19 protein-coding genes are annotated in these 21,222 nt (G+C 74.2%); 2 read left to right on the plus strand and 17 right to left on the minus strand.

The features are described 5' to 3' along the window. Positions 1–7 precede the first annotated feature (7 nt). From AB0C12_RS02745 to AB0C12_RS02790, 10 genes are read right to left on the minus strand one after another with little or no spacing between them, the layout of a single operon-like run. The gene (locus AB0C12_RS02745) at positions 8–985 is read right to left on the minus strand and encodes a DNA topoisomerase IB (RefSeq protein WP_360543424.1); all 978 of its coding nucleotides are present in this window, start codon (positions 983–985) and stop codon (positions 8–10) included. Then, positions 969–1,904 (minus strand): glycosyltransferase family 9 protein, encoded by a 936-nt coding sequence (locus tag AB0C12_RS02750; protein ID WP_360543426.1) that lies wholly within the window; start codon positions 1,902–1,904, stop codon positions 969–971. The genes AB0C12_RS02745 and AB0C12_RS02750 overlap by 17 nt, the downstream gene beginning before the upstream one ends. Then, positions 1,901–2,584 (minus strand): SDR family oxidoreductase, encoded by a 684-nt coding sequence (locus AB0C12_RS02755; protein WP_360543428.1) that lies wholly within the window; start codon positions 2,582–2,584, stop codon positions 1,901–1,903. Before AB0C12_RS02755 ends, AB0C12_RS02750 begins: the two co-directional genes overlap by 4 nt. After that, a complete protein-coding gene (locus AB0C12_RS02760) occupies positions 2,581–3,972 on the minus strand; it encodes a PfkB family carbohydrate kinase (RefSeq protein WP_360543430.1) in 1,392 nt (463 codons plus the stop codon). The genes AB0C12_RS02755 and AB0C12_RS02760 overlap by 4 nt, the downstream gene beginning before the upstream one ends. Further along, positions 3,969–4,592, minus strand: coding sequence for an SIS domain-containing protein (locus tag AB0C12_RS02765; RefSeq protein WP_360543432.1), 624 nt, complete (start codon positions 4,590–4,592; stop codon positions 3,969–3,971). Before AB0C12_RS02765 ends, AB0C12_RS02760 begins: the two co-directional genes overlap by 4 nt. After that, positions 4,592–5,815 (minus strand): glycosyltransferase, encoded by a 1,224-nt coding sequence (locus AB0C12_RS02770; RefSeq protein ID WP_360543434.1) that lies wholly within the window; start codon positions 5,813–5,815, stop codon positions 4,592–4,594. The genes AB0C12_RS02765 and AB0C12_RS02770 overlap by 1 nt, the downstream gene beginning before the upstream one ends. Continuing rightward, positions 5,806–6,729 (minus strand): glycosyltransferase, encoded by a 924-nt coding sequence (locus AB0C12_RS02775; RefSeq protein WP_360543436.1) that lies wholly within the window; start codon positions 6,727–6,729, stop codon positions 5,806–5,808. The genes AB0C12_RS02770 and AB0C12_RS02775 overlap by 10 nt, the downstream gene beginning before the upstream one ends. Beyond that, complete coding sequence (locus AB0C12_RS02780; RefSeq protein ID WP_360543438.1) at positions 6,726–8,318, minus strand: HAD-IIIA family hydrolase; 1,593 nt, start codon at positions 8,316–8,318, stop codon at positions 6,726–6,728. The genes AB0C12_RS02775 and AB0C12_RS02780 overlap by 4 nt, the downstream gene beginning before the upstream one ends. Beyond that, the gene (locus AB0C12_RS02785; protein ID WP_360543440.1) at positions 8,282–9,280 is read right to left on the minus strand and encodes a glycosyltransferase; all 999 of its coding nucleotides are present in this window, start codon (positions 9,278–9,280) and stop codon (positions 8,282–8,284) included. The genes AB0C12_RS02780 and AB0C12_RS02785 overlap by 37 nt, the downstream gene beginning before the upstream one ends. Then, the gene (locus AB0C12_RS02790) at positions 9,277–10,920 is read right to left on the minus strand and encodes a carbamoyltransferase C-terminal domain-containing protein (RefSeq protein ID WP_360543442.1); all 1,644 of its coding nucleotides are present in this window, start codon (positions 10,918–10,920) and stop codon (positions 9,277–9,279) included. The genes AB0C12_RS02785 and AB0C12_RS02790 overlap by 4 nt, the downstream gene beginning before the upstream one ends. 150 nt (positions 10,921–11,070) lie before the next feature. On the opposite strand from AB0C12_RS02790, the gene AB0C12_RS02795 reads away from it, so the two are divergent. After that, on the plus strand, positions 11,071–12,477 hold the full coding sequence (locus AB0C12_RS02795; RefSeq protein WP_360543444.1) for an aldehyde dehydrogenase family protein: 1,407 nt from the start codon (positions 11,071–11,073) through the stop codon (positions 12,475–12,477). Between the two features lie 25 nt (positions 12,478–12,502). On the opposite strand, the gene AB0C12_RS02800 is transcribed toward AB0C12_RS02795, so the two are convergent. From AB0C12_RS02800 to AB0C12_RS02820, 5 genes are all read right to left on the minus strand, one after another. Beyond that, the gene (locus AB0C12_RS02800; RefSeq protein ID WP_360543446.1) at positions 12,503–13,330 is read right to left on the minus strand and encodes a glycosyltransferase; all 828 of its coding nucleotides are present in this window, start codon (positions 13,328–13,330) and stop codon (positions 12,503–12,505) included. Between the two features lie 43 nt (positions 13,331–13,373). Then, positions 13,374–14,336, minus strand: coding sequence for a TIGR03557 family F420-dependent LLM class oxidoreductase (locus AB0C12_RS02805; RefSeq protein ID WP_360543448.1), 963 nt, complete (start codon positions 14,334–14,336; stop codon positions 13,374–13,376). An 81-nt stretch (positions 14,337–14,417) separates the two neighbouring features. Next, positions 14,418–15,089 (minus strand): DUF3618 domain-containing protein, encoded by a 672-nt coding sequence (locus AB0C12_RS02810; RefSeq protein ID WP_360543450.1) that lies wholly within the window; start codon positions 15,087–15,089, stop codon positions 14,418–14,420. Next, positions 15,065–15,493 (minus strand): phage holin family protein, encoded by a 429-nt coding sequence (locus tag AB0C12_RS02815; RefSeq protein WP_360543452.1) that lies wholly within the window; start codon positions 15,491–15,493, stop codon positions 15,065–15,067. Before AB0C12_RS02815 ends, AB0C12_RS02810 begins: the two co-directional genes overlap by 25 nt. Next, entirely contained in the window at positions 15,490–16,350 is an 861-nt protein-coding gene (locus AB0C12_RS02820) for a hypothetical protein (RefSeq protein ID WP_360543454.1), read from the minus strand. Before AB0C12_RS02820 ends, AB0C12_RS02815 begins: the two co-directional genes overlap by 4 nt. A gap of 223 nt (positions 16,351–16,573) precedes the next feature. On the opposite strand from AB0C12_RS02820, the gene AB0C12_RS02825 reads away from it, so the two are divergent. Then, positions 16,574–17,815, plus strand: coding sequence for a sulfite oxidase (locus tag AB0C12_RS02825; RefSeq protein WP_360543456.1), 1,242 nt, complete (start codon positions 16,574–16,576; stop codon positions 17,813–17,815). 4 nt (positions 17,816–17,819) lie between these two features. Here the strand turns inward: AB0C12_RS02825 and AB0C12_RS02830 are convergent, their stop codons facing one another. Both AB0C12_RS02830 and AB0C12_RS02835 read right to left on the minus strand, forming a co-directional pair. Continuing rightward, complete coding sequence (locus tag AB0C12_RS02830) at positions 17,820–19,553, minus strand: ABC transporter ATP-binding protein (protein WP_360543458.1); 1,734 nt, start codon at positions 19,551–19,553, stop codon at positions 17,820–17,822. After that, positions 19,550–21,169 (minus strand): ABC transporter ATP-binding protein, encoded by a 1,620-nt coding sequence (locus AB0C12_RS02835; protein WP_360544908.1) that lies wholly within the window; start codon positions 21,167–21,169, stop codon positions 19,550–19,552. The genes AB0C12_RS02830 and AB0C12_RS02835 overlap by 4 nt, the downstream gene beginning before the upstream one ends. Positions 21,170–21,222: the final 53 nt, after the last annotated feature.

Raw genomic sequence — 21,222 nt, forward strand, 5'->3', positions numbered from 1 at the left:
CGCGAAACTAGTCCGAGAGCAGGTCCAGCACCGCCTGCTCGACCGGCTCGTCCTGCGGCACGGTCCGGCCCTTCTCGAACTCCTCCACGACCCGCGGGTCCACGTACGAGCTGCGGGCGACCGCCGGGGTGTTGCCGAGCATCTCGGCCACCTCCTTCATGGCGTGCGAGACAGCCTTCTTGCGACCGGTCTTCGTCTCCTGCGGCCCGGCGGCAGCCAGTTCCTCGGCCGCTTTGACCGTGCCGTGCCAGGTCCGGAAGTCCTTCGCGGTCATCTCCTCGCCGCTGATCTCCCGCAGGTACGCGTTGATGTCGTCGGCCCGGATGTCGCGCCACCGCCGCCCGGCCGGATCCCAGTACGCGAACAGCCGCTGCTCCCCCCGCCGGCGCCGCTTGAGGTCACGCAGCACCTGGCAGACCTCGCCGTCCTCGACCGGGTTGGCGTGCTCGACCCCGGACTTGCCGGTGAACTCCAGCACCACGCAGCCACCCCGGACCCGGACGTGCTCGGGCAGCAGCGTGGACAGGCCGTAGGAGGGGTCCTCGTCGCGGCGGGCGTACTGGTCGCTGCCGACCCGGAACATGCCCATGTCGAGCAGCCGGGCCACCGCCGCCAGCACCCGTTCGCGGGTCAGGCCCCGCCCGCTGAGGTCGGTGCAGAGCCGCGAGCGCATCTCCGGCAGCCGCTCGGCGATCTCCAGCGCGTGCTCGAACTTCTTCTCGTCGCGGGCCGTGCGCCAGTCCGGGTGATAGAGGTACTGCTTGCGGCCGGCGGCGTCCTGGCCCGTGGCCTGGATGTGCCCGCGCGGATCGGTGCTGATCCACACGTCGGTCCACGCGGGCGGGATCACCAGTTCCTTGATCCGGGTGACGGCGTCCCGGTCGCGCAGCGTCGTGGTGCCGTCGGTGTCGAGATAGCGGAAGCCCTTGCCGGAGCGGCGCCGGCCGTAGCCGGACTTGCTCAGATCACTACGCCGCAAACGCATGACGCGCCTTCTCCGCCTCGCCGGCCGCCGCGAGCACCTCGTCGACGCTCACCCGCAGCAGTGCGGGATGCACCCCGGGGTCCATCGTGTCGCCCCGCTCGGCCCGGGTGCCGTGCCAGATCGCCCGGTGGTACGCGCGGTCCGGCGGCGGCCCCCAGCGGCGCGGCGGCACCGGCCCGAACAACACGACCGACGGCGTCCGGTACGCGGTGGCCAGGTGGGCGATGCCGGTGTCCCCGCTGACCAGTAGCCGCGCGTGGGCGACGAGCGCGGCCAGCTCATCGAGGCCGGTGTCCCCGGCCAGGACGGCGGCCGGTGGCAGGCCGGCGTCGCGGGCCACCGTCATGGCGAGCTCCCGCTCCCCCGCCGAGCCGGTGACCACCACGTCGTGGCCCCGCGCGGCCAGCTCTCGGGCGACCACCGCGAAGTGCGGCCAGCGGCGCGCCGGGGACTTCGCGCCCGGATGGACGATCGTGACCCCTCGCCGCCCGTCGACCCCGGGCACGGCCAGGGACAGATCGCCGGGATCGGCCCGTACGTCGTAATGGCTCAGCAGCCGGCACCAGCGTCGCACTTCGTGCTCCTCCTCGGCCCAGGTCGGGCCGTCGAGATGCCCCGCGCCGGCGCTGGCAAACGCCCACATCCGCGCGGGTCGCAACGCCTGGAGCAGCCGGTGCGACTCCGGGCCGCTGCCGTGCAGGTTGACCGCCAGTTCCGGGGCGGGCACGGCCGGCGGCGCGGCCAGCCCGTCGGTGGCCACGATCCGGTCGACGCCGCCGATCAGCTCGATCAGCGGCGTCAGCCAGGCCGGTGCGGCCAGCGCCAGGGTCCGGTCCGGGAACGCGGCACGCAGCGCCCGCAGTGCGGGCACGCCCGCGGCGAGGTCGCCGACGCCGAGGGCGCGCAGCACCAGGATCACGGGTACGACGTCTCCTGCTCGGCCGCGACGATGAGCTCCCGCACAGCGCTGCCGGCCGGCTGGGTCAGCGCGAACATGATCGCGTTGGCCACCTGGGCCGGGTCGTTGAGGATCGCGTCCGGGCCCGGCTTGTACTGCTCGTCGCGGTCGTCGAAGAACTTCGTCCGCATGCCACCGGGGATCAGCAGTGTGACGCCGACCTGCCCGGCCAGCTCGGCGGCGAGCGAACGGGTGAAGCCGACGACGCCGAACTTCGCGGCGCAGTACGCGGTCGCGTCGCTGACCGCCTTGATGCCCAGTGTGGAGGCGACGGTCACGACCGTGCCGTGCGACTCCTTGAGGGCCGGGATGGCCGCCCGGATGACCGCGGCGGTGGCCAGCAGATCGATCATGACGATCCGGTCCCACGTCTCGCCCGGGATGTCGGCCAGCGCACCGGGCACGTCCATGCCGGCCGCGGTGACCACCCCGTCGATGCTGCCGCCGGCCTGGGCGATGACCTCGCGGGTGGCCGCCTCGGCGGCCCGGGTGTCGGCCAGGTCGCACTCGACCCACGGGACACCCTCGGCGGGCGGCTGCCGGTCGATGACGAACGGACGGCCGCCGGCCTTGAGCACGGCGTCCACGACGGCGGCGCCCAGGCCGCTGGATCCGCCGGTGACGATGACAGCGTCGGTCATGAGTTTCCTTCCGAATGGCCGCGCGCGGCGGCGATGGTCCTGGTGGTGGAACGGCCGTCGAGGTAGGGGACGATGACCGTCTGGCCACCCCAGCGGTGCATGAGCTCGGCCTCGGGCAGGTCCGGCCCGCCGTCGGCGTAGTCGCCGCCCTTGACCCAGATGTCCGGGCGCAGCCGGGCCAGCACGGCCTCGGGCGTCGGCTCGTCGAAGACCACGACGGCGTCCACGCAGTCGAGGGCGGCGAGCAGCCGGGCCCGGTCGCCCTGGCCGGTGAGCGGCCGGTCCGGGCCCTTGAGGGCGGCGACGCTGGAGTCGGAGTTGAGGCACACGACCAGGCAGTCGCCCAGCTTGCGGGCGGCCTGCAGGGTCGCCAGGTGACCGATGTGCAGCAGGTCGAAGCAGCCGCCGGTGGCCACGACCGTGCCGCCCTGGGCGCGGACCCGGGCGATCACCCGGCTCGCCTCCTCGGTCTGCCGGTCGGGCTTGTCCGCGGGCGGGGCGAGGGCGACGGTGACACCGCCGGCCGCCACGTACTCGGTCGCCGCGGTGACCGCCTGCTGGACCGCCTCGGAGACCAGCGCACCCGAGGCCAGGGCCAGCGCGGCGGTCGCGGCGAACCGGTCACCGGCACCGCAGGTGTCGCCGTCGGCGGCGTTCGGAGCGGGCACGACCAGCGGCGTCGACCCGGCGTGACACAACACCGCGCCGTTCGCGCCGACCGTCACAGCGACCGCACCGGCCCGCCAGCGCTGCCGTAACTGCTGGCCCGCGCGGTGCACCGTGCTCAGCATCGGCCCGGCACCGGCGTCGTCGGCGAGCTTGCGGACCTCGGCCTCGTTCGGGGTCACCAGCCGCACGTTGGGCACCGGGGCCGGCCCGTTCGGGTGCGGGTCCCACACCACGGGCGCCTTGGCCTCCTGCAGCGCGGCGCGCAGGCGGGGATTGCGGGCCACACCGCGGCCGTAGTCGCTGACCAGGATCGCCGAGGCTTCCTTGAGCACCTCGAGGGCTGCCTCGCTCGGGTCGCCCGGTGCCACCGGCTCGCCGCCCCGGTCCAGGCGCACCAGCACCTGACCGTCGGCGCGCAGCCGTACCTTCTCGGCGGTCGCACCGGCCAGCGGCAGCGGATAGACCGCGATGCCGGCGTCGGTGAGCAGCTCGCAGAGCCGGCTCCCGGCCTCGTCGTCGGCGATCGCGGTGACCAGGGCGACGTCGTGGCCCTGACCGGCGGCGAGCAGCGCGGCCAGGCCGGCGCCGCCGGGCCGGTCGGTGACCGACTCCTCCTCCAGCACCGGGGCGGGCGCGTCCGGCGCGACCCGCCGCACTGTGCCCTCGACATCCCGGTCCAGCAGGGTGTCCCCGACGATGACCAGCAGCGGCCCGTTCATGACGCCAGCACCGGCTGCATGCGCCGCACGGGTCGCGCCGGTGCTTTTCCCAGCACCACCGGCAGGGCCCGGTCCAGGTACTCGCACATCACGTGGACCGAGATCAGGTGCAGCTCCTGGACCACCTGGGAGTCCGGCGACGGGCAGCACAGCGCGTCGTCGCAGGCGTCGGCGAGCGGGTTCGGCCCCGGCCCGCACATCGCCCACGTGCGCACGCCGATCTCCCGGGCGGCGTCCGCCGCGGTGAGCAGGTTCGGGCTGCGGCCGCTGGTCGACAACAGCAGCAGCACGTCGCCGGGGCGGCCGTGGGCGCGGACCTGGCGGGCGAAGATCTCGTCGAAGCCGTAGTCGTTGCCGATCGCGGTGACCGCCGACGAGTCCGGGGTCAGCGCGATCGCCGACAGCGGCATCCGCTCGTCACGCAGCCGGCCGACCAGCTCGGCGGCGAGGTGCTGGGCCTCGGCCGCGCTGCCGCCGTTGCCGGCGACCAGCAGCCGGCCGCCGTGGCCCAGGTGCCGGGCCAGCTCGCCGCCCCAGCGGGCCAGCCGGTCGGCGGCCGCCGCGCGGTACGGCAGCAGCGCCGCGGCCATGCCGGTGAGGTGTTCGTCCAGGAGGTCCATCAGGCGACTGCCTCTCGGGTCTGGTCCTCGGCCAGGGTGCGGCCGGTGACAGCGGCGTAGACGGCGGCGAGCCGGAGGGCCACGTGCCGCCAGGAGTAGGAGTGGGTGGCCCGATCGACGGCGGCCGCCGCGTAGGAGAACCGGCGCACCTCGTCGGTGACCAACCGGCGCAGCGCCGAGCCGAGCGCCCGCGGGTCCCGGGCGGGCACCAGGTCGCCGGTGATCCCGTCGACCACGGTGTCGGTGAGCCCGCCGACGGCGGTGGCGACCACGGGCACCCCGCAGGCCATGGCCTCCAGCGGGGTCAGGCCGAAGGGCTCGTACCAGGGGGTGGCGGCGAGCAGGTCGGCGGAGCGGTACCAGCGCGGCATGTCGGCGGCGGCCACGGCGCCGGCGAGCCGGACCCGGTCGCCGACCCGGCTGCGCTCGGCGAGGGCGCGCAGCTTGCGGGCGTACGGGTGGTCGTCGACCGAGCCGTCCGGCGGTCCTCCGACGATGACCAGCTCGGCGCCGGGCACGGCCGGCATCGCCCGGATCAGGTCCTCGTAGCCTTTGCGCTCGACCAGGCGGCCCACCGTGATGATCCGCGGCACGGCCGGGTCGCGGGGCTCGGCCGGGCCGTCCGGGCGGAACCGGTCGGTGTTGACGCCCGAGGGCACCAGCGCCATCCGGGCGCGCGGCACGCCCAGCCGGATCAGCTCGCGGACCTCGTCCTGGCACTGCACGACGACCCGGTCGACGACCCGGCCGAGCTGGCGCTCGTAGGCCACCCGGTGCGCCGGGCTGGTGTCCGCGGCGCCCTGGTGACGGCGCTTGACCGAGCCGAGCGCGTGGTAGGTCTGCACGACCGGCACGTCGCAGGCCCGTCCGGCGGTCACGGCGGCCAGCCCGCTCATCCAGAAGTGCGCGTGCGCGACGTCCGGCAGCCAGTGCTCACGCCAGTCGGCGGCCATCCACTCGGCGAAGTCACCCATGAACGGCAGCAGGTCGTCCTTGGGCAGCACAGCGGCCGGTCCGGCCGGCACGTGCACCACCTGGAACCCGTTGGCCGGGACGACCCGGGGCTGGTCCGGGCTCTCCCGGCGGGTGTAGACCCGCACCTCGTGGCCCTGTTCGACCAGGGCGGCGGCGAGTTCGGCGACATGCGCGTTCTGACCGCCCGCGTCCACGCCACCGAGGGCGGAGAGCGGGCTGGCGTGCTCCGAGATCATCGCTATGCGCATGTCTCCTCCTCCAGCAAGCGGTCCCAGTCGGCGAGGAACCGGTCCAGGCCGTAGCGGGCCAGCGCCACCTGGCGGGCCCGGGCGCCGAGCAGGCGGGCCTGCTCGGGCTCCTCGATCAGCCAGTGGGCGGCGTCGACGAGCGTGTCGACGCGGGTGGCGAGCACGCCGGCGTCGTCCGGTACGGCGGCGATCGCCTCGGTGGTGGCCAGCGCGAGCACCGGCATGCCGATCTGCATGGCCTCGATCAGGCTCAGCCCCAGCGAGGTCCACCGGCACAGGTGCAGGTACGCCCGCCGCTGGGCGATCTCGGCGTGCATCCGGGCCTGCGGCGGGTCGTCGTAGGTGGTGACCCCGTCCAGGTGCAGGCCGGCGACGCCCATGCCGTACACGTCCAGGGGTGCCACCGCGGCGAACCGGGGCATGAGGTCGGTGCCGGTGACCCGGTTGCGCCGGACCGGCTCGTTGGTGACCACCGCGAAGCGGTCCAGCTCGCCGGTCCAGCGCGCGGCCGGCTCGACGATGCCGTGCTCGATCACCGTGGTCCGGGTGCCGCCGACGTCCCAGAACAGGTCGTTGAAATGGGTGACGTGGGCGACGATCAGGTCGTCCCGGTCGGCCATCGGGTGCCGGCTGTTCGGCACGTCGCCCTTGGGGGTGTTGTGCTCGACGTAGATCTTCGGCACGTCCAGGTGCGCGACCCGGTCGAGCTCCTCGGGCCGTTGCAGCACGACGACGTCCACGTCGCGCACGTCGGCCGGGTCGATCTCCTCGACGGAGGCGGGCCAGTCGAAGGTGCGGGCCCGGCCGCGGCCCCACTCGTCGCGGGCGGCGTTCACGGGGACGAGGTAGCGGTGCTTGCCCTGGACGAACGACGTCGTCCAGGAACCGTGCACGTGCCAGAGCAGGATGTTCACGCGGCTACCTCACTGATGACGGGAACGGGGACACCGAGCAGGCGTACGGCGGCGACGACCTCGGCCGGGTCGATCCGGGCCAGGCACGGGTGGCCCGGCACGGGACAGACCGCGGCGCGGGTGTCGCGGCAGGCCGCGCCAGGATCGCCGAGGCGCACGTAGGGCACCCGGTACGGACCCCACTGACCGAAGGGGACGGTCGGGGCGTAGAGGCTGACGACGGGGGTGCCGACGGCCGCGGCGAGGTGGGCCGGACCGGTGTTGCCGACCACCACACAGGACGCCCCGGCGATGAGCCGGGTCAGCTCGGCCAGGCTGGTCGCGCCGGCCGGCGTGCCCACGGCGGCGGCCAGCGCCTGCTCGTCCGGGCCGCCGGTCACGATCACCCGGTGTCCCGCGCGTTCCAGCGCGACGACGATCGCGCGCATGGTCTGCGGCGGGCAGGCCCGGGCGTCGACCGAGGCGCCAGGGTGCACGACAACGTAGTCATCGGCGGTGTCCGGCGCGTCCACCCGCACCCGCAGGGCGCCGTCGTCGCCGTCCGGCAGGGCGAAACCGGCGGCTGCCGCGACCGAGCGGGCGCGCTCCGCCTCGGGCACCCCCACCGGTACGCGGTGCCGGACGTCCAGCAACGAGCCGGGATAGTCGTCACTGATCGCCGTGATCCGCGCGACCCCGGCCGTACGCAGCAGCAACGCCAGCGGCAGCGCGGACTGGTGGAACGAGGTGAAGACCACGGCCTCGTCCGCGCCGACAGCGGCGAGCCGGGCGACCAGCTCACCGGCGAAGTCCGGGCCGACCGGCGCCGGCTGCGGGTCGATCCACGGCAGCCGGGCCTCGATGATCTCGTCCACGCCGGGCAGCAGCTCGGCGGCGGCCCGCCCGCGCGGCCCGCAGAGCAGCACGACCCGGTCGGCGCCGGCCGCGACGGCCCGGATGCCCGGCCCGGTGAGCAGCACGTCCCCGGCCGAGTCGGACCGCACGACCAGCACGGTGCCGCCGGGTCGGCGCGGCTCGCGCGGGGTGACCAGAGTCTGCCGCTCGAGGATGAGGTCGACGGCACCGGCCAGATCGGTGGCTCGGGCGGGCGCCGCGGCGACCTCGGGACTCAGCGTCACGGCGGTCGGCACGATGATCCCGGTGGCGCCGGCCGCCCCGGCCGCGACCATGTCCCGGCCGATGTCACCGACGACGACGCAGCGCGCCGGGCTCGTGCCCAGCACCTCGGCGGCGGCCAGCACGAGGCCGGGGGCGGGCTTGCGGCAGGTGCAGCCCGCGGTGTCGTCGTGCGGGCACACCTGCCAGGTGTCGAACGGGCCGAGCAGTTCCTCGACCCGGGCGTTGACCGCGGCGAGCTGCTCGGCGGTGAACAGGCCCCGGGCCAGGCCGGACTGGTTGGTGACCACGCCCAGCCGCAGACCCGCGGCCCGCAGCCGGTCCAGCGCGGCCCGGGCGCCCGGCATCGGCTCGACCAGCGCCGGGTCGCCGTTGTAAGGGACATCGACAATGAGAGTGCCGTCCCGATCGAACAGGACGGCATCGAAGAGAGCGGTCACGGCGCGGTCTCCAGCGGACGCGCGCCCCGCCATATGAACCAGCCGCGCACCCAGTGCGCGACGGCCACGGGCGGGATCGCGGCGCTGGTGGCGAGCATCGTGACCACCTCCCGGCGGTCCCGGGGACCGGGCTTGATCCGGGCGGCGGCGAACTCCGCGGTGCCGGCACCCCAGGCGGCTGCCGCGGCGGCGGCCACGGTCAGCGCCCCGCGTCGCCGGGTGAGCAGCGCGGTGGCCAGCGCACCGGCGGCGAGGGTGCCGGCGGCGGTGACGGCCAGGTGCCGGGGGCGGCGACCGGGCGGGATGTCGAGCTTGCCGCGCCAGCCCGGGCCGTACAGGTGGCGCAGCAGCGCGTCGTCGGTGTTGCCGCGCTGGGTGCGCACGCTGACCCAGCGGTCCTCGGGGCGCACCGGGTGGGTGACCGTGCGCGAGCCCCGGACCAGGTCCCAACCCGCCGCCCGCACCCGGTACGCCAGCTCGGCGTCCTCACGGAAGGCCCGCGGCAGCCGCTCGTCGAAGCCACCGGTGGCCTCCAGCGCGGCCCGCCGGTACGCCATGTCGGCGGTGATCCACGCGCCGTCGGCGAGCGCCGCGGTGACCCGTTCCCAGTCGGTCGGCCGCCGGTGCTCCGGCAGCGGTACGCGCAGCCGGCCCTGCACTCCCCCGGCCGACGCGGAAGCGCCGGTGAGGTCGGCGGCCAGCCGGACGAACCAGTCCGGATCGGGCAGCACGTCGTCGTCGAGGAACGCCACCCACTCGTGGCTCGCGGCGCGCCAGCCGACGTTGCGGGCGGCGGCCGGACCGGCAGCCCGGCCGGTGAGGATCTTCGCGTCGACGCCCGGCGGGAGCTCGAGCTCCTCGGCCGGGGCCGGGCGGTCGTCGACCAGCAGCAGCTCCACCGGCAGCGGGGCCGGGGCCCCGGCGGCCAGGGCGCTCAGCAGCGCGGTGAGGCTGGGCCGGCCGAGGGTCGGGACGACGACGGAGACTCCGGTCATCGGCCGCCCCCGAAGGCCGCGGCGCGGTGCACCGCGAACGGCCCGAGAGCCAGCAGGTCCACCGGGGCGGAGCCGAACAGCTCCATCGCCTCGCGCGGAGTGTCCACCATGGGCCGCCCGGCGGTGTTCAGCGACGTGTTGACGACCACCGGCAGACCGGTGAGCCGCTCGAACTCGGCGAGCATCTCGGCCACCAACGGCTCGGACCCGGTGTGCACGGTCTGCACGCGGGCGGTGCCGTCGACGTGCACGACCGCCGGGATCCGGTCCCGCCACTCGGGCTTCACCTGGTGCACGAAGAGCATGTACGGACTCGGGTAGACGCCGTCGAAGATGTCGGCGAAGCGCTCGGCCCGGACCATCGGCGCGATCGGGCGGAACTGTTCGCGGCCCTTGACGTTGTTCATCCGGGTCTGGGTGTCCTGGTCGCCGGGGTGGGCGAGCAGCGACCGGTGGCCCAGGGCGCGCGGGCCGTACTCGCTGCGGCCCTGGTACCAGGCCACGATGCCGTTGTCCGCGAGCACCCGCGCGGTCTCGGCGGCGATGGACTCCGGCCGGGTGTACGGCAGGGCCGCCCGCTGCAGCTCGGCCTCGAGCTCCTCGTCGCTCCAGCCCCGGCCCAGGTCGGCCCCGGTGAACGGCACGACCGGACCGGCCTCGCGGGAGACGCTCAGGGCGGCGCCCAGGGCGGTGCCGGAGTCACCGGCGGCCGGCTGCACCCAGACCCGCTCGTACGGGCCCTGCGCCGCGATCCGCGCGTTGGCCACACAGTTGAGCGCGGTGCCACCGGCCATGGTCAGCGTCTTCGGACCGCCGGCGGCGTCGTACGTCCAGCGGGCCAGGTCGAGCATGACCTCCTCGAGCCGGGCCTGGACACTGGAGGCCAGGTCGGCGTGCGCGTCGGTCATCTCGCCCTCGGCGCTGCGGGCCTTGGCCAGCGCGGACCAGTCGATGCGCTCGACGGTGAAACCGCCGTCGTCGTTGGCGTGCACCAGCTCGCGCAGCAGCGGCAGGAACTTCGGCGTGCCGAACGAGGCCAGCGCCATCACCTTGTACTCGTCGCTGGAGTGCAGGAAGCCCAGGTGGCGGGTCAGGTCCTCGTAGAGCAGGCCGAGCGAGTGCGGCAGGCCCTGTCCGGCCAGGACGGTCAACTCGCCATCGCGGTAGACGCCGGACAGATGGCTGGCCACCTCGCCACGCCCGTCGAGGACCAGCACGGCGCTGTCCTCCTCGACGGCGAGGCCGGCCGACGCGGCGTGGGCCACGTGGTGCGGGACGAAGCGGACCTGCTCCGGGTCGAGCCCGGGCAGCGCGGCGGCGAGGAACTGCGGCGCCCGCCGGGCGTAGTCGACGCGCAGGTGGTCCCACGGGTCGGCCAGGCCGAGCTCGGCGGCGTCCCGGGTCAGGCCGGGATCGAAGGAGTACGCGACCGCGTCCAGGTCGCCCGGCTTGAGGCCGGCGCTCTCCAGACACCAGGCGGCGGCGAGCTCGGGCAGCTCCCAGGCGGAGAACGGCACCGGCCGCTTGCCGTGCTTGCGCCGGCTGAACCGCTCCTCCTCCGCGGCGGCGACCACCTGGCCGTCGACGACCAGGGCGGCAGCCGGATCGTGGAAGATCGCATTGATACCGAGGACACGCATGGCGCCCCGGGTACCCCGGCCATTTCGAGTTATTCGCTAGATCACTGACTTGTTCACAACTTCTTCAGCACTTCTTCAGAGCCCCGCGACCTGCACTGATAAAGGACGACGCGGCGTTTGCGGAGCCGGTTGAGGGGCAACCGGCGAGGCATGCATGACGTCGGACAACTCATCGGTGGAACCTGGACACCCGGCAGCGGGGACGCCCGGCTGACCGTACTGAACCCCGCGGACGGGACTCCCGTGACGAGCGTCGCCGTCGCCTCGGAAGCTGATGTGGCCGCCGCGGTGAAGGCCGCGCGCGACGCCGGCCCCCTCTGGAGCCGGACCGCGGCGGGCGCCCGCGCGGCCGCCCTGCACGCGGCGGCGGACGCGGTCGAGGCCGCCGCGGACGAGCTCGCCGAGCTGATGAACGCGGAGATGGGCAAGCCCGTCGACGGCGCGAAGGACTCGATCGGCGCGGGCGTCGGCACCCTGCGCCAGTACGCCGAGCTCGGACCCACCCACCGGGGCCGCACCCTCGCGGGCAACGACGAGGCGATCGACCTGATGGCCTACGGGCCGCGGGGCGTGGTCGCGGTGGTGACGCCGTGGAACGACCCGGTCGCCGTCTCGTGCGGTCTGCTCGGCGCCGCCCTGGTGACCGGCAACACCGTCGTGTACAAGCCGAGCGAGCGCACCCCGGCCACCGGCCGGCGGCTGGCCCAGCTCCTCGCCCCGCACTTCCCGGACGGGGTGTTCTCATTGCTCAGTGGCGACGGCACGGTCGGGGCGGCGCTCGCGTCGGCGGAGGTGGACGTGGTCGCGCACGTCGGCTCGACCGCGACCGGCCGGGCCATCGCGGCGGCCTGCGCGACGACCGGGGCCAAGGCGCTGCTGGAGAACGGCGGCAGCGACCCGCTGATCGTCGACGCGGACGTCGACCCGGCGTGGGCGGCGCAGCAGGCGGCGCTCGGCTCCTTCGCCAACTCGGGCCAGATCTGCGTCGCCGTGGAACGGATCTACGCGCACCGCGACATCGCGGACGCGTTCCTGCGCGAGCTGGCCGAGCAGGCCGGAACCTGGGCCGGCGACATCGGACCGCTGGTCGACACCCGGCTCCGCGAGGCGGTGCACGCACAGGTCAGCGCCGCGGTCCGGGACGGCGCGCGGGTGCTGGCCGGCGGCGAGGTGCCGGACGGGCCGGGCGCGTACTACCCGCCGACCGTGCTGGCCGACTGCACCGACGACATGGCCGTGCTGCGCGAGGAGACGTTCGGGCCGGTCGCCCCGGTGGTCGTCGTCGACTCGTTCAGCGAGGCGCTGGCGCGGGCCGCGGAGTCACCGTACGGGCTGGCCGCGACGGTGCTGACCGGCTCGATGAGCCACGCCCAGCAGGCCTGGCGGGAGCTGCCGGTCGGCACCGTCAAGGTCAACGCGGTCTTCGGCGGCGCGCCCGGCGGTGCGGCGCATCCGCGCGGCGGCAGCGGGCAGGGCTTCGGGTACGGCCCCGAGCTGCTCGACGAGCTGACCGTCATGAAGGCGGTCCACCTGGAGGCCCCGCCGAACGGGTGGTGAGGCCCCCACCGGGTGGTGAGACCTCCTAGTTGGCGAGGACGCGCAGGGCGTCCTCCACAGTGTCCGGGAGTGGCCGGCGTCGGCGCAGCGCCCACGGGAGCAGGCGCGCGGCGTCGGCCACCCCCCGCCGATCGTCCCGCCAGGCCGATACCGCCGTCCGGGCGACCACGGCGGGCGGGCGGCGCAGCAGAGCGGTGAGGACCCTGTTGCGCGCCTCGATGCGGTGCCGGGCGCCGTTGTCCCGGCCGGCCGGCAGCGGCAGGTGGCGCACGGTCAGCTCGGGCGCGTAGGTCTGGAGCCAGCCGGCGGCGGCCAGGTCCATCGCCAGGAGGGCTTCCTCGCCGTACACGTGCAGTTTGGGGTTGAAGCCCCCCACCTGCAGGAACGCCTCCCGCCGGACGGTGACCGCGCAGGCCAGGAAGCCCAGCACGGCCGGGCCGGGCGCGCCCTCGGGGACGCCGAGGGGCGCGGCGGCCATGGCCTCGGAGACCGGGTCGACGCGGGCCCGCGGTCCGACCAGCACGCGGGCGCTGAGCAGCCCGACCCGCGGGTGGTCCCGCAGCAGAGCGGCCGCGCCGGCCAGTGAGCCGGGCGCCCAGTACGAGTCGTCGTCGGCGAACGCGACATAAGGGGTACGGGCCAGCTCCACGCCGACGTTGCGCGCCGCGGCTCCCCTGTTCTCGCCCAGGGAGACCACCGTGACCTGCGGGAACGCTGCCTCGATGGCCTCCGGGCCGCCGTCGTCGGAGCCGTTGTCGACCAGGATGACCGGACCCTCGTGGTGCGGGATGGTCTCGAACAGCCGGGCGCGCCGGTTACGGGTGGCCACCACGACGGTGACTTCGCTGATCATCGCAGCGGCCTACCCCTACCGGCCCGGGACGAAACGGGAACTTTCACAGGCGCTGAAGCTTGTCGTGCAGGTCCTTCTGGAAGAAGTCGATGAAGCCGTCCGGGTCCGGACCCGCGTTCTGCAGGACAATGTGGTCGAAGCCCGCCTCGGTGTACTTCTGCACCGCGGCCACGTACGGCTCGGCGTCCGGGCCCAGTGCGAACTGGCCACGGACGTCCTCCTCGCGCACCGTCTGCGACGCCGCGTCGAAGTTGACCGGGTTCGGCAGCTCGCTCATCACCTTCCAGCCGGTCAGCGCCCACCGGGTGGTCTTGAGCACCTCCTGGATGCCGGCCTCCTCGGTCGGGGCCCAGGCCATCGGCACCTCGGCGTAGCGGGGACCGGACCCGCCGGCGCCGGTGTAGCTCTCGACCAGGTCGGCCCGCGGCTCGGTGGCGAACAGCCCGTCACCCAGCTCGGCGGCCATCGCGGCCGCGTCCTTGCCGCCGGCCGCCACGGCGATCACCGGCAGCTGGTCCGGCAGGTCGAAGATCCGGGCGTCCTCCAGCTGCAGGTGCTTGCCCTCGTACGACTGGTAGCCGCCCTGCCAGAGCAGCTTGATGATCTCCAGCGCCTCACGCAGCCGCTCGTGCCGGCCGCGGACGCTCGGGAAGCCCTGCCCGACGACGTGCTCGTTGAGCCGCTCCCCCGCGCCGATGCCCAGCGTGAACCGGTTGTCCGACACGATGGCCAGCGTCGCGGCCGCCTGGGCGATGATCGCCGGGTGGTACCGCACGGTCGGGCAGGTCACGCCGGTGGCCAGGCCGATCCGCTCGGTGCGCGCGGCGATCGCGCCGAGCACGGTCCAGGCGAACGGCGAGTGGCCCTGCACGTCCAGCCACGGGTGGAAGTGGTCGCTGATCTCGACGAAGTCGAAGCCGGCCTGCTCGGCCCGCACCGCCTGCTGGATGAGCTCCTTCGGGCCGAAACCCTCGGCCGACAACTTGTATCCGAACTTCATAGTCATGCGGTTCCTGTGCCCGAGCGGTGTACCGACAAACGCCGGGCTTGCCCCCTTCGGGGCAGCCCGGCGTCGGTCGTACGAAGGTCAGGACCGCGCGTCGCTGACCGCCTGCTTGCTCTGGTCCTTGGCGTCCTGCGCCGAGGACTGGGCCTGCTGCTTGGTGGTCTGCGCGGCGTCGGCGGCGGTCTCCTTGACCTGGCCGACCGCCTGCTGCACCGTGCCCGAGACGTCGTCCTTCATCTCGGCCGCGACGTCCTTGACCTTGTCGGTCAGGTCGCCGCTGTGCTCCTTGAGCTGCTGGCCGGCCCGCTTCTCGGCGTCGGTGACGGGGATCAGCGTGGCGGCGAGCATGCCGACACCGAAGGCGATGATGCCCGCGGCGAGCGGGTTGCCCTGCGTCTGCTGGGCCACCGCCTGCGGCGCGCTCCGCACCGCGTCGGCGGCGCTGTGGGCCTTGTCGCCCGCGGCGTCGCTGAGGTTCGACGCCTTGTCCTGCACCGTGCCCAGGGCCGAGGAGGCCTTGTCCTGCACGGTGCTGGCGGCCGAGGAGGCCTTGTCCTGCACGGTGCCCGCGGCGTTGCCCGCCGAGTGCCGCGCGTGCTCCGAGCTACCCATGACCTTCTCCTTCACGGCGGTCCAGCGGCGCTGGGCGGCCTTGGTAGGGCTGGTCTTCTCCGCCAGCAGATCCACGTGGCGGGTCATGGAGGCGCGCGTCGCCTCGATGTCCTGCCTCAACCGGTCGGGTTCTTCAGCCATTGCGCGTCCTCCTTGAGGGTGTCGACGGTGCGCCGCGGGGTTGGGTCCACGGTCTTGAGCTTCTTGCGGCCGTTGCTGTAGAGCACCGCGCCGACGATCCCCCAGAGCACCGCCACGATCAGCGCGGCCCAGCCGGGATCCATCACGTTGCTGAGGGCGGCCACCAGCGCGAAGCTGAGCAGCACCAGCACCAGGTAACCGGCGAAGGCGGCGGCGCCGAGCATCCCGGCCGCCTTGCCGGCCTTCGAGGCCTCCTGCTTCAGCTCGACCTTGGCCAGCTCCACCTCCTGGCGGAACAGCGTGGACAGGTCGTTGCTGATGTTGCCGATCAGTTCACCGACGGAGGTCTCGCTGACCTCCTCGGCGTGGTCCCGCGAGTGGCCGGTCGGGTACGGCGCGGTCATCGCGTGCCGCCCGGGTAATCCCGCGTGGTCCCGGTGACGTAGTCCTCCTCCACGACGACCGGCGTGCCGGTGCCCGTCGAGGCGTACTCGGTGGACGCCGCGGGGTAGCCGGTGGTGGTGCCGACCGCCGGGTCCACGTAGCCGCCGGTCGTCGTCGTGCCGGTGGTGTAGCCCGTCGTGCCGGTGTCGTAGCCGGTGTCGTAGGTGCCCGGGTTGGACACGAACGAGTCGCTGGCGGGCTTGTCCGACGAGAGGTCGTCGGCCTTGGCCACGCCCTTGCCCAGCCGGGCCACCACGAAGCCGGCGGCCAGTGCGCCCGCGAGGAACGCGCCGGGGCGACGCCGGGCGAAGTCCTGGACCTCGCGCAGTACGCCCTCGGGGCCGTTGTTCTCCAGGTAACCGGCGAGCTGCCGGCCGCTGTCCGCGACACGCGAGACGATCTGGGTGGCGGGCGAGTCGGCCCGGTCGCCGCGCATCTCCTCCAGATGGTCCGCCATCTCACGGATGCTGCCGACGAGCTTGTCGTTCTGCGTCCGGGCCTGCTCGCTCACCTTGCCGCGGACCTCGGACGCGACGTTGCGGACCTGCGTCTTGGCCTCGGAGCCGACCCGCTGGGCCTGCTCCTTGGCGGTGTCCTTGACGTCAGTGGCGGCCTGACCCGCGGCCTGGGCGGTCTGTCCGGCGGCCTGCTTCACCGCGGACTGGTCGCCATCCGAGGAGCCCTGCCCGGTCGCCGGGTACGTCTCGGCGGGGTAGGTCGTCTCGGGATATGTCGTCGCCGCGTAGGTCTCGGTGACCGGCACGTCGGCGAGGGGGTTGGTGTCCGGCGCGCGGGCGCCCGCAGACGGGTCACTCATTGCTGCCTCCATCGTGGTTCGTTCGTCCGTTGGTGCTTCGCGATATTGGTTACCCCTGGTTCCGTCGGCTGACGCATAAAAATGCCCGCACAATACGCCGAATTATTTCTGCATAGATCGTTTTTCAGCGGGTACTCACCTCCTCTCCGTTTTCCTACATCGCCCATCGGTTTACCATGCTGTGGACGATCGAGACCGGTCAGTGCCGCAGAGGAGCACCCTGATGGACGACATGCTGGACGAGGCCACCTACGACCGGCGCCGGCTGGCCCAGTGGCTGGCCGGGGAGGCAACCGGCTTCTCCCGCCGGGACCTGCTCAAACTCACCGCCGCGGCAGGCGCGGGCCTGGCCGGTGGGGCCGCCACGGGCACCGCCGCCACCGCCGCAGCGCCGGGCCCGATCGTGAAGCCCCTGCCCCCGGAGCTCTTCACCGTGCTGGGCAGCAACGCCGAGATGCGCTGGTCCGCGCTGGCCGATCAGGGCTATCTGGTGCCCATCGACCGCTTTTTCGTCCGGAACCACACCAGCACGCCGATGATCGATGCGAAGGATTGGCGACTACACCTGTTTGGCGCCGGGCTGCGACAGGGACCGGTCACATTAATGTATGACGAATTGCGCCGCGGGCCGAGCGAAACGGTCACCGCGACGGTGGAATGCGCGGGAAACGGCCGCAGCTACTTCACCACCCAGCAGGGTCGGACGGTGTCCGGCACGGCCTGGAAGCTCGGCGCCGTCGGCGTGGCCCGCTGGCGCGGCGTCCGGCTGTCCACAGTGCTGCGGCGCGCCGGCCTGAGCCGCCACGCGGTGGACGTGCTGCCGGCCGGACTGGACCCGAACTTCGTCAGCGGGGGCGTGGACCTCGGCCCGGTCCGCCGCCCGCTGCCGCTCCGCAAGGCACTGCACGACGTGCTGCTCGCGTACGAGATGAACGGCGAACCCCTGCCCGCCGACCACGGCCACCCGGTGCGGCTGGTGGTGCCCGGCTGGATCGGCATCGCCTCGATCAAGTGGCTGGGCAGCATCGAGGTCAGCGACGCCCCGCTGTTCTCCCCCTGGAACACCCAGTTCTACCGGCTGTTCGGCCCGGACCACCCGGCCGAGGGCGAACCCTTCAACCGCCAGGTCCTCAAGAGCGCCTTCGAACTCGACCCGGGCGCGCAGGTCCCGGCGGGCCGGCACGTACGGCTACGCGGCCGGTCCTGGTCGGCGGCGGGCGCGATCCGGCACGTGGACGTCAGCACGGACGGCGGCGCGACCTGGCGCCGGGCCCGCCGGGTCGGCGGCAGCGAGGGCCACGCATGGCAGCGGTGGGAGGTGGACTGGCGGCCGGAGGCGGGCCCGCACGAGCTGCTGGCCCGGGCGACCGACGTCCGCGGCAACACCCAGCCGGATGTGGCGGACCACAACGAGCTGGGCTATCTCTTCGACGCCGTGGTCCGGCACCCCGTGGTGGCCGTCTGACCGGTCAGCTGTGCCAGGTGCGCCACAGGGCGGCGTACGTGCCGTCCGCCGCGACCAGTTCGTCGTGCGTGCCCAGCTCCACCAGCCGCCCGCCGTCCATCACCGCCACCCGGTCCGCGTCGTGCGCGGTCTGCAGCCGGTGCGCGATCGCGATCACCGTACGGTCGTGCAGCACCGCGGCCAGCGACCGTTCCGCGTCCCGGGCGGTCGTCGGGTCGAGCAGGGCCGTCGCCTCGTCCAGCACCACCGTGTGCGGGTCGGCCAGCACCACCCGGGCCAGCGCCAGCTGCTGGGCCTGTGCGCCGTCGAGGACGAAGCCGTCGCCGCCCAGCCGGGTGTCCAGGCCGTCCGGCAGTTCGCGTACCCAGTCCGCGCCGACGATGGCCAGCGCCGAACGCAGGTCGTCGTCGGACGCGTCCGGGGCGGCCAGGGTGAGGTTGTCGCGGACCGCGTCGCGGAACACGTGGTGTTCCTGGGTGACCAGGACGACCTGCCGGCGCAGCAGGCTCGGCGGCAGCTCGGCGATCGGCACGCCGCCCACGGTCAGCGTGCCGGCGCGGGGGCGGTCGACCCCGGCGAGCAGCCGGCCCAGGGTGGACTTGCCGGCGCCGGAGCGGCCGACCAGAGCGAGCCGCTCCCCCGGGCGCACGGTCAGGTCGACTCCGCGCAGGACGTCGCGGCCGCCGTCGTAGGCGTACCGCACGCCGCGTGCCTCGATCCGGTCGCCGGCGGGTGCGCGGCGCTCGGTGACCACCGCCCGCGGGATCACCGCCAGCCCCTCGACCCGGGCGAAGGACGCGCCGCTGCTCTGCAGCTGCTCCAGCCAGATCAGGATCGCGTCCAGTGGCACGGCGAGCTGGCGCAGATACAGCGCGGTCGCGGCGACGGCGCCCAGCGAGAGCAGCCCGTTGACATAGAGGGTGCCGCCGACCAGCAGCACGGCGACCACCGGCACCACGTAGGAGACGTCGACCGCGGGGAACAGCACGCTGCGCAGGAACAAGGTGCGCAACCGGGTCCGGCGGGCCCGGGCGATCGCCGCGTCGCCCGCTGCCCGGCGGCGTTCCTGCAGGCCCAGGGCCTCGACCGTACGGGTGCCGGCGATCGTCGAGGCCAGCTCGTCGGCCAGCGCCGACCCGGCCGCCCCCTCGTCCAGGTAGGCCGTCGGCGCCCGGCGCAGATACCACCGGGTGGCCGCCGGGATCGCCGACAGTCCGGCCAGGGCCACCACGCCGAGCAACGGGTCCAGCAGGAAGACGGCGACGATCACGAACAGGGCCTGCGCCGAGGCGATGAGCACCTCGGGGATCGCGTCGCGCAGCGTCACGGCGACCGTGCTGACGTCGCCGGTGCCGCGGGCGGCCAGGTCGCCGGTCGGCACCCGTTCCACCACCGAGGCGGGCAGGGCCAGGGCCCGGTCGACGAACCGTTCGCGGACCCGGGCCGCCGTACGCTCACCGAAGCGGTAGCCGACCGCCAGCGCCGAGCGGGCCAGCAGGGTCTGCGCGACCGTGCACAGCAGGATCGCGCCGGCGAGCTGGTCGACGGCGTGCACGGAGGCGTGGCCGCTGGTGACCGTGTCGACGATGCGGCCCAGCAGCCACGGCCCGGCCAGCCCGGCGATCGCCGCGAGGGCGTTGAGCAGCACCATCAGCACGACGGCCCGCCGGTCGTCGCGGATCAGCCGGATCGCGGCCCGGCGCACGTGGGCGCCGCCGGCGACCGGCAGGGTGCTCACCGGACGACCTCCGGCATCGCGGCCTCCCCCGCCGCCCGGGTGACCAGCGCGCGGTAGCCGGGCTCGGTGTCGAGCAGGGCGCGGTGCGTGCCGGTGGCCGCCAGCCGGCCGTCGACCAGGTAGTGCACGATGTCGGCCCGGTCCAGCAGGGCCGGCGAGGTCGTCGCGACCAGCGTGGTCCGGCCGGCCCGGGCGATGGGCAGGCGCTGCGCGATGGCCGCCTCGGTGTGCGCGTCCACGGCCGAGGTCGGCTCGACGGCGAGCAGGATCTCCGGGTCGGCGTGGAGCGCGCGGGCGAGCCGGATGCGCTGGCGCTGGCCGCCGGAGAGGTTGCGGCCCTGGGTGTCGACGGTCGACGCGGTGCCCTCGCTGAGACCGTCCACGATGTCACCGGCGACGGCGGCGGTCAGCGCGCGGGTGACGGCGGCGTCGTCCACCGGCGACCGGCCCGCGACGATCTCACCCAGCGTGCCGGTGAACAGGTACGCCTCGTTGTCAGCCAGCAGGATCCGGTCGCGGACCGCGAGCCCGTCCATCCGCAGCCCGCCCCAGGTCGCGCGGGTCGGGCCGTAGCGGCCGAGCCGGTCCACCACCGCGGCGGCGTCGGCGGGCCGGGCGCTGGCCAGCACGGTCAGCCGGCCGGGCACCACGACCACCCCGGACTCGGGGTCGCGCAGCACCGCCGGGCCGTCGGGACCGGGCCGGGCCGGCGCCGGATCCACCGGCAGACGCAGGAAATCCACGACGCGGCCCCCGGCGACCAGGGCACGGCTGATGTCGAAGCCGCCCTCGATGAAGAACGCGACCGGGACGACGAGCACGGCCGCGTACCCCCAGACCGCGACCAGCTCGCCGACCGTGATCTGGCCCTGGGCCGCCATCCGGGCCGCCAGCCAGATCACCACGGCCAGGAACAGCGCGGGCAGGCCGACGCCGAGTGCCTGGATCCAGCTGGTCACCGCGCCGACCAGGTAGCCCTCCTCGGCGACCCGCCGGGAGTCGCGGCGGTAGCGGCGGGCGTACGCCTCCTTGCCGCCGAGGCCGTTGAGGATGCGCAGCCCGGCCATGATGTCGACCAGCCGGTCGGCGAGCGCGCCCTGGTGGTCGCGGTAGCGGGCGCCGGCGCGCTGGAGCCGGCTGAGCATCGGGCCGACCACGATGGCCAGCACCGGCACGCCGGCGAGGACCACGACCGCGAGCAGCGGCGAGATCTTCAGCAGCAGCACGGCGACCACGACATAGGCGACCACCGCGCCCAGGCCGGGCCCGGTCACGGTGAGGGCCTGGGCCAGCACCCAGACGTCGGCGATGCCGATGGTGACGATCTCGCCGGCGCCGATGCGCCGCGGCAGCGCGGCGCCGAGCCGGGTGGCGTGCGCGATGACGGCCCGCACGGTGCGGAAACCGCCGTCCAGCCGGATCTTGGTCATGGTGCGGTGCCGCAGGATGGCCAGCACCGCGTTGACCGCGCCGACCACGAAGAGCACGGCCACCCAGCCGGCCAGGGCGGCCAGATCGCGCCGCTGCAGGCCGCGGTCGATGGCCTGGGAGAGCAGGTACGGCGGGAGCGTCAGCCCCACCATCCACAGCGATCCGAGCACCGCGCCGGCGGTGATCCGCAGCTTCTGCCGCCGCACGAGCCACCACAGGTACGGCAGCGGACCACGCA

This window comes from Actinoplanes sp. NPDC048967 (genome assembly GCF_040649415.1).
GTDB lineage: Bacteria > Actinomycetota > Actinomycetes > Mycobacteriales > Micromonosporaceae > Actinoplanes.

Bases quoted from the DNA above. Each gene is read 5' to 3' on its own strand.
- AB0C12_RS02745 (WP_360543424.1), bottom strand. From the start codon at position 985: ATGCGTTTGCGGCGTAGTGATCTGAGCAAGTCCGGCTACGGCCGGCGC.
- AB0C12_RS02755 (WP_360543428.1), bottom strand. From the start codon at position 2,584: ATGACCGACGCTGTCATCGTCACCGGCGGATCCAGCGGCCTGGGCGCC.
- AB0C12_RS02760 (WP_360543430.1), bottom strand. From the start codon at position 3,972: ATGAACGGGCCGCTGCTGGTCATCGTCGGGGACACCCTGCTGGACCGG.
- AB0C12_RS02765 (WP_360543432.1), bottom strand. From the start codon at position 4,592: ATGGACCTCCTGGACGAACACCTCACCGGCATGGCCGCGGCGCTGCTG.
- AB0C12_RS02770 (WP_360543434.1), bottom strand. From the start codon at position 5,815: ATGCGCATAGCGATGATCTCGGAGCACGCCAGCCCGCTCTCCGCCCTC.
- AB0C12_RS02780 (WP_360543438.1), bottom strand. From the start codon at position 8,318: ATGGCGGGGCGCGCGTCCGCTGGAGACCGCGCCGTGACCGCTCTCTTC.
- AB0C12_RS02785 (WP_360543440.1), bottom strand. From the start codon at position 9,280: ATGACCGGAGTCTCCGTCGTCGTCCCGACCCTCGGCCGGCCCAGCCTC.
- AB0C12_RS02790 (WP_360543442.1), bottom strand. From the start codon at position 10,920: ATGCGTGTCCTCGGTATCAATGCGATCTTCCACGATCCGGCTGCCGCC.
- AB0C12_RS02795 (WP_360543444.1), top strand. From the start codon at position 11,071: ATGCATGACGTCGGACAACTCATCGGTGGAACCTGGACACCCGGCAGC.
- AB0C12_RS02800 (WP_360543446.1), bottom strand. From the start codon at position 13,330: ATGATCAGCGAAGTCACCGTCGTGGTGGCCACCCGTAACCGGCGCGCC.
- AB0C12_RS02805 (WP_360543448.1), bottom strand. From the start codon at position 14,336: ATGACTATGAAGTTCGGATACAAGTTGTCGGCCGAGGGTTTCGGCCCG.
- AB0C12_RS02810 (WP_360543450.1), bottom strand. From the start codon at position 15,089: ATGGCTGAAGAACCCGACCGGTTGAGGCAGGACATCGAGGCGACGCGC.
- AB0C12_RS02815 (WP_360543452.1), bottom strand. From the start codon at position 15,493: ATGACCGCGCCGTACCCGACCGGCCACTCGCGGGACCACGCCGAGGAG.
- AB0C12_RS02820 (WP_360543454.1), bottom strand. From the start codon at position 16,350: ATGAGTGACCCGTCTGCGGGCGCCCGCGCGCCGGACACCAACCCCCTC.
- AB0C12_RS02825 (WP_360543456.1), top strand. From the start codon at position 16,574: ATGGACGACATGCTGGACGAGGCCACCTACGACCGGCGCCGGCTGGCC.